6 protein-coding genes and 1 riboswitch are annotated in these 6,759 nt (G+C 66.4%); of the genes, 2 read left to right on the top strand and 4 right to left on the bottom strand.

Going from position 1 to position 6,759, the window contains the following annotated elements:
* Nucleotides 1-258 precede the first annotated feature (258 nt).
* A complete protein-coding gene (locus tag CWO89_RS38920; protein ID WP_130583625.1) occupies nucleotides 259-2,325 on the top strand; it encodes a prolyl oligopeptidase family serine peptidase in 2,067 nt (688 codons plus the stop codon).
* A 93-nt stretch (nucleotides 2,326-2,418) separates the two neighbouring features.
* Here the strand turns inward: CWO89_RS38920 and CWO89_RS38915 are convergent, their stop codons facing one another.
* From CWO89_RS38915 to CWO89_RS38900, 4 genes are all read right to left on the bottom strand, one after another.
* Nucleotides 2,419-3,093, bottom strand: a complete 675-nt coding sequence (locus CWO89_RS38915; RefSeq protein ID WP_130583624.1) for a DUF938 domain-containing protein — start codon at nucleotides 3,091-3,093, stop codon at nucleotides 2,419-2,421.
* A 359-nt stretch (nucleotides 3,094-3,452) separates the two neighbouring features.
* Complete coding sequence (locus tag CWO89_RS38910) at nucleotides 3,453-4,283, bottom strand: ABC transporter substrate-binding protein (protein WP_130583623.1); 831 nt, start codon at nucleotides 4,281-4,283, stop codon at nucleotides 3,453-3,455.
* Nucleotides 4,283-5,056: an ABC transporter ATP-binding protein gene (locus CWO89_RS38905; RefSeq protein ID WP_130583622.1), complete on the bottom strand. Its 774-nt coding sequence runs from the start codon at nucleotides 5,054-5,056 to the stop codon at nucleotides 4,283-4,285. Before CWO89_RS38905 ends, CWO89_RS38910 begins: the two co-directional genes overlap by 1 nt.
* The gene (locus tag CWO89_RS38900) at nucleotides 5,053-6,027 is read right to left on the bottom strand and encodes a FecCD family ABC transporter permease (protein WP_394569255.1); all 975 of its coding nucleotides are present in this window, start codon (nucleotides 6,025-6,027) and stop codon (nucleotides 5,053-5,055) included. The genes CWO89_RS38905 and CWO89_RS38900 overlap by 4 nt, the downstream gene beginning before the upstream one ends.
* Nucleotides 6,028-6,209: 182 nt before the next feature.
* A riboswitch (cobalamin riboswitch) is annotated at nucleotides 6,210-6,406 on the top strand.
* Nucleotides 6,407-6,518: 112 nt separating this feature from the next.
* Here CWO89_RS38900 and CWO89_RS38895 point away from each other — a divergent pair.
* The coding region (locus tag CWO89_RS38895; RefSeq protein WP_130583620.1) for a hypothetical protein at nucleotides 6,519-6,759 on the top strand (241 nt) is incomplete at its 3' end.

The following is a 6,759-nucleotide window of genomic DNA, read 5'->3' as shown; positions in this document are numbered from 1 at the left end:
AAAGCGGAATATTTCTCGCGTGAGGGATGGACACGTTTCTGCTGATTTGCCCGTCGGGTTGTTATGTCGCACCCAAAGCATCCACATCGTCATTGCGAGCGCAGCGAAGCAATCCATAGCGCCGCAAGTGGAGGCGTGGATTGCTTCGCTGCGCTCGCAATGACGGGGGCGGTGTTGCTGGCGCGAGCGGCGCGCCCATTGGACAGCGCAGGTGCGAGTGCCTACATCGATGGGACCGTGACCCCGGGAGTTCTCACGATGACCATCGACGACAGGCCGACGATCGTTGCGCCCGATGACGATCCCTATCTTTGGCTGGAGGAGATCGAAGGCGCGCGGGCGCTGGAATTCGTGGAGCGGCAGAACGCCCTGACGCTAGAGAAATTCACCGGCACGTCATTTGCCGCCGATCGCGACGCGCTGGTCGCGATCTTCGACCGGCCGGACAACATTCCCTATGTCACCAGGCGCAGTGGGCTACTCTACAATCTCTGGACGGATGCGCAGAATCCGCGCGGCCTGTGGCGGCGCACGACGCTCGGGGAATTCCGCAAAGCCAATCACAACTGGGAAATCCTCCTGGACGTCGACCAGCTTGCCGCCGATGAAGGCGAGGATTGGCTCTTGAACTGGACGTCCATGCGGCCGGGAAATGATCGGCGCGCGATCCTCGGCCTGTCGCGCGGCGGCAGCGACGCGGTGATGCTGCGCGAGTTCGACATGGAGGCGAAGCGCTTCGTCGCCGATGGCTTCATGCTGCCGGAGGCGAAGGGCGGCGTCGATTGGGTCGACGACGACACGCTGCTGCTGTCGAGCGCCTATGGCGAGGGCATGGCGACCACATCGGGCTATGCCCGGACTGTCAGGCTGTGGCGCCGCGGCGAGGCCGCCGAACGCGCGCCGGTGGTGTTCGAGGTGCCGGCCGACCATATGAGCGCATCCGCTCAACTCGATGATTCCGGGCCGGTCCCACGGATGTGGTTCGTCGACCGGCTCGATTTCTTCAACTTAAGTGCCTGGCTGGGCGACGAGACGGGTACGAAGACGAAGCTCGATCTGCCCACCAGCATTTGGCTGCTCGCCTATCAGGACTGGTTCGTCGTCAAGCTGCGCGAGCCGTGGACGATCGGAGGCAAGACCTATGCGCCCGATACGGTGCTCGGCATGTCGCTGTCAGCCTTCCTCGCAGGCAGCCGCGACTTCACCGTCGTGTTCGAGCCGGAGCCGCGGCGGGCGCTGCAAGGCTTCTTCTGGACCGAGGGCCGGCTGGTGCTGTCGATCCTCGATGAACTGCGGCCGGTGTTCGAGATCTGCACGCCATCGGCTGGTGGCTGGACGCGCGAGCGGCTCGAAGGGCTGCCCGGGATCGGCGTCGTCGATGTCTGGCGCCTCGACAGCCATATTTCCGAAAGCAAGGGCGACCTGCTCGCCAATGTGCAGGACCCGCTGACGCCGTCCTCGCTGATGCTGATGGAGAAGGTCGGAGCGCCCACGGTGCTGAAGCAGGCGCCGAAGACGTTTAACGCGGATGGACTCGTGGTGACCCAGCATGAGGCCATCTCCATCGACGGCGAACGCATCCCCTACGTGCAGACCGGCCCCGCGACCGAGACCGGCGATGCGCCGGTGCACTTGACCGCCTATGGCGGCTTCGGTCTTGCGATGAAGCCGTATTACAACCCGGCGCTCGGCAAGCTGTGGCTGGAGCGCGGCGGCACCATTGTCGAGGCCAATATCCGCGGCGGCGGCGAGTTCGGCACGCGCTGGGACGACGCCGGCCGCTATGCGGGCAAGCGGTTGGCGCATGACGACTTCGCGGCCGTCGCCGCCGATCTGGTGAAGCGCGGCGTCACGCGGCCCGGGCGGATCGCGGCCGAAGGCGGATCGAACGGCGGCATCCTGATCACCAACATGCTGGTGCGCTACCCCGAACGATTCGGCGCGCTGTTCTGCACCATCCCGCTCATCGACATGCGCCGCTACACGAAGCTGCTCGCCGGTGCGAGCTGGATCGCCGAATATGGCGATCCCGATAAGCCCGAAGAATGGGCCTGGCTACAAACCTATTCCGCCTATCACATGGCGAAGCCGGGCCAGAAATATCCACCGATCCTGATCGCGACCACGCGCCGCGACGACCGCGTGCATCCCGGCCACGCCCGCAAGATGACCGCCAAGCTGCAGGCAATGGGATATGAGGCCCATCTCTACGAGCCCGCCGCCGGCGGCCACGGCTATGGCAAGGACAACAAGGAGCGCGCCGCGTTCATGGCGCTGGGACTTGGGTTCTTGCGGGAGAAGATCGGGTGGGTGGATGGTGCGTGATTGTTCCACTCACCGCTGTCATTCCGGGGCGCGCCAACGGGTCCGCGCAAAGCGCGGCCCGATGACGCGCCCCGGAATGACGCGGGGGAGCGATCACGCGCACGCGAATTCCAGGATCATGTTGTTCGCGGGCATGTCTACCGCCTCCTCCAATGACAGACCGACGCGCCCCGCCAGCTTCTCGATATCGGTGATGTCGCGCACGCCCCAGTCGGGATCCTGGTTGCGCAAGGATGTGTCGAACACGGCGTTGCTGAGAGCGGTGTGCTTGCCGTCGCGCTTGAAGGGACCATAGACGAACAGCCGGCCATCATCGCGCAAGCGGCATGCGGCGCCTTCGAACAGGCCCTCGGCGACGCGCCAGGGCGCGATGTGGATCACATTGGCGCAGAACACCGCGAGCAGCTTTGGCAGCTCGCCGCCCTCAGGCGCAGCACCGGGCCAGGCCGGATCGGAGAGATCGATCCTCAGCGGCGGACGGATGTTCGGAAGGGCGGCGTATGCGCGCCAGGCCGCGATGCTCTTCAGATGCGCGTCGTTGAGATCGCTCGGCCACCAAATGATGTCGGGGGTCCGCTCCGCGAAATACACGACGTGCTGGCCAGTGCCGCTGCCAGCCTCCAGCACGTCGCCGGATCGACCCAAAAGAAATTTCTCCAGCACTGCCCAGATCGGCTGATGGTTGCGATGAAAGGCCGCCGCATCAAGCCGGCCGTCGGCTTCGACCCGCCCGCCGTCCTTGCCGAATTCAACCACAAACTCTGGCACGATGCTCTCCTGTTCCTGTCATACAAAGCGCAACACCGGCGCAATCCTGCTATTCCGCGCGCGCCGTCGCAATGCGCGATTTGGGCGCGCCTTCATCATAATGGTTACGGCCGTAGCCCCGGATGAAGCGGAAGCGTAATTCGGGGCGAGCGCACCCATCTCTCCGCTCGTCATCCCGTGATGAGCCGAAGGCGCAGGCCCGGAATCCATTGCGCCGCATGCGCAAGTGGAAGAATGGATTCCGGGTTCTCGCGGAGCCTGTCATCGGGCCGCGCTTTGCGCGGACCCGTTGGCGAGCCCCGGAATGACGAGCTGAGAGATGGATTGCTTCGCTGCGCTCGCAATGACGGGGGATGGAGCTACCGCGCCACGCGCTGCAATTCCTTCGTCAGCACGTCCAGCGCGTCGGCGAGCATCACGCCGCCGCAGACGGTGAGACGTTCGGGAAGCACAATGCGTTTCTCCGGCGGATAGAAGTGCTCCAGCGCCGGATGCAGCAGGAAGGCGCGGCCGTTGTCTTCGGCGCGATCACCGGCCTCCGACACCAGGATGAAGTCCGGTCTCAGTTGCACGATCGCTTCCAGCGAGGCGTAGCCGCCGGCTGCGACGCCGAGGTCGCCGGCGGGATCGAGGAGGCCCGCTTCGGTGAGCAGCGACGACACCAGGCTGTCGCTGCCGGACACCCAGCCACGGCGCGCCAGCGGCAGCACGCGATAGTGCTTGCCGGTCGCGGCCTCGCGCGCTTGGGCGATCGCGGCGTCGAGCCTTGCAATCGCGACCTTTGCGCGGTCCGGATGCTGCACGATCTCGCCCATCTCGCGGATCTGGTCCTTCACCTCGTCCAGCGTGCGCGGCACGCTGAACTCGACGAGATGAAGGCCGTTTGCTTTCAAGAGCTCGCGCGTTGCGCGCTTGTCGAACAGGCTGGCGACGACGATGTCGGGCTTCAGCACCAGCACGTCCTCCGCGCCGCCGGAGAGAATCGGGAAGCGGCGCGCCTTGTCGGCGGCGAATGATTGCCAGGCCTCGCGGGAGAATCGGCTGAGGCCCAGGATCTGCTGGGGATCGGCGAGCGAGAGCAGCAATTGATCGCTGCAGACGTTCATCGAGACGATGCGCGGCGCGCTCGCCGCAAGCGCGACAGTGGTGGACAGGGCGAACGCTGCAAGGAATGCAGCGAGGCGCCGCATCAGATCTCCGCCCACGGCACGATCACCGTCTCGCGCTGATATTCGGCGCGGAAGGCGCTGATACGAAACACGTCGGCCATCACTGCTTCCGACAGCGCGTCCGCGGGCGCGCCCTGCGAGGCGAGGCGGCCCTGCGACAGCACCAGCGCATGGTCGGCAAAGCGCGCGGCAAGGCCGAGGTCGTGCGTCACCACGATCACCAGCACGCCCTTGTCGGCTGCCGCACGCAACCCCTTCATGACGTCGATCTGGTGGCGCGGATCGAGCGAGGCGGTGGGCTCGTCCGCCAGGATGATCGGCGCCTCCACCGCAAACACGCGCGCCAGTGCGACGCGGCTGCGCTCGCCGCCGGAAAGCTCGGTGACGCGGCGCTCGGCGAACTCCATGACGTCGGCCGCCTGCATCGCCCGCACCACCGCCTCGACATCGCGCGGGGACAGCCGTGCCGGATCGGTGGCACCATGCGGATAGCGGCCGAGCGCGACGATGTCGCGCGCGGGCAGCGGCCAGTGCACCATGTGCCCTTGCGGAAGATAGCCGAAGCGTTTGGCCCGTTCGCGCAGCGGCAGCGCGGCGAGCGCCTCGCCACCCACCTTGATGACACCATCGGAGGGAATGAGACCGGCGAGCGCGCGCAAGAGCGTGGTCTTGCCGGCTCCGTTCGGACCGACCAGGGCGACGAGATGACCTGAGGCGAGTTGCAGCGACACGTCGCTGAGCACGCGGCGGCCGGCGAGCGCGACGTTAAGATGTTCTGCGACAAGCGCCGTCATGCGACGCCTCCGCCGAGCGCGCGGCGCTCGCGTACGATGAGATAGAGGAAGAACGGCACGCCGATGATCGAGGTCAGGACGCCGACCTTGATGTCCGAGGTCGACGGGATGATGCGCACCGCGATATCGGCCGCGAGCAACAGCGCCGAGCCGGCGAGCGCGCTCGGCACCAACAGCCGCGCCGGGTCGTGGCCGATCACGGGCCGCATCAGATGCGGCGCGACCAGGCCAATGAAGCCGATGGTGCCGGTGACCGCCACCGCGCCGCCGACGCCGAGCGCGACGCCTGTGATCACGAACAGCCGCAGGCGGCCGACGTCGACGCCGAGACTTTGCGCGGTCTCTTCGCCAAGCGTGAGCGCGCGGAAGGCGCTGGCCTGCGAGAGCAGGATGGCCGCACCGGCAACGATGAACGGCAGCGCCAGCGCGACATGCTGGAAGCTGCGATCCTCCAGCGAGCCGAGCAGCCAGAACGCGATCTCCAGCACCAGGAACGGATTGCTGGCGAGGTTCATCACCAGCGCCGTCGCAGCGCCCGCAAGGCTCGAAATCGCAAGCCCGGCGAGGATCAGGATCAACAGCCCCGCATTGCGGCCAGCGATCGCGAGCAGCACGAACACCGAGCCGAACGCGGCGATGATGGCGGCGACCGGCAGCGCGTAGGAGCGGACATCGGCCAGCCCGAGCGCGATCACCAGCACCGCGCCGAACGCCGCCGATTGCGGCGCGCCGAACAGCGAGGGCGAGGCTAAGGGATTGCGCAACAGGCCCTGCAGCGCCGCGCCTGACAGACCGAGAATGGCGCCGATCGCGAACGCCAGGATGGTCCGCGGCAGGCGGATCTCGCGCACGATCACCTGCGTTACATCGCTGCCGCCACCGAACAACGCCTCGATCACCGTCAGCGGCGACAGCCGCACCGGGCCGGTGCCGAGCGAGATCAGCATCAGCACGGCAACCAACGCAATCATCGCAACGGTCGCCCCCAACCGCCGCCGCGCGGCGAGACCCGCCGCTATCGTGAAATCCTGTGCACTCATCGCGCCCTGCTTCTTGCAGCGAATTCGGTGGCAGACAAGCGACACCGGAACAAAAAAGCGTATTGGGGATGGGGCGCCGCAGTTTCGCCGGGATTGACTCGGGCGTCGCCAAAATCCTAGATGGCTCCGACGGTTCCTATCGGGATCAAAAGGGAATGCGGTACCGGGAAACTTCCCTCAAGCCGCGGCTGCCCCCGCAACTGTATGCGGTGAATCCTTCGTCATATGCCACTGGGCGTCTCGGTCCTGGGAAGGCGACGAAGGGTAACGACCCGCGAGCCAGGAGACCTGCCGTCTTACGTGGTCACACGCGACGATGTCGGTCGGGGAGTACAGACATTTGCTTCACCTGAAGCGCGAAACGCGATGGTGAGCCTCGGATCGCTGTGACGTGCCACTGACGTCATACCGAGGTCTCGCCGATGTTCTCTGCTATCACCGCCACCAAGCAACGCCGGGCACTCCTGCTCGCGTCGAGCATGCTGGCGCCCGCCTTGTACGTTTCTGCCGCGCTGGCGCAGCAAGCGTCCTCCGAACAATTGCCACCGGTCGAGGTCAGAGCGCCCGGCGACCACAACCGCACCCGTGCCAAGCCCGCTTCCGACGGCACTCCAGGCCCCCGGCGTCCCGCGCCGGGCCAGGTGCCGACCACCGCGCAACCGG

The organism is Bradyrhizobium sp. Leo170, assembly GCF_004296405.1.
Lineage (GTDB): Bacteria > Pseudomonadota > Alphaproteobacteria > Rhizobiales > Xanthobacteraceae > Bradyrhizobium.
The sequence above is the reverse complement of the archived record's forward strand: the minus strand, read 5'-3'. Positions and strand labels throughout refer to the sequence as shown.

What these genes read in the sequence shown, in the direction of transcription:
- CWO89_RS38920 (WP_130583625.1), top strand. Translation starts at nt 259, where the DNA reads ATGACCATCGACGACAGGCCGACGATCGTTGCGCCCGATGACGATCCC.
- CWO89_RS38910 (WP_130583623.1), bottom strand. Translation starts at nt 4,283, where the DNA reads ATGCGGCGCCTCGCTGCATTCCTTGCAGCGTTCGCCCTGTCCACCACT.
- CWO89_RS38905 (WP_130583622.1), bottom strand. Translation starts at nt 5,056, where the DNA reads ATGACGGCGCTTGTCGCAGAACATCTTAACGTCGCGCTCGCCGGCCGC.
- CWO89_RS38900 (WP_394569255.1), bottom strand. Translation starts at nt 6,027, where the DNA reads ATGATTGCGTTGGTTGCCGTGCTGATGCTGATCTCGCTCGGCACCGGC.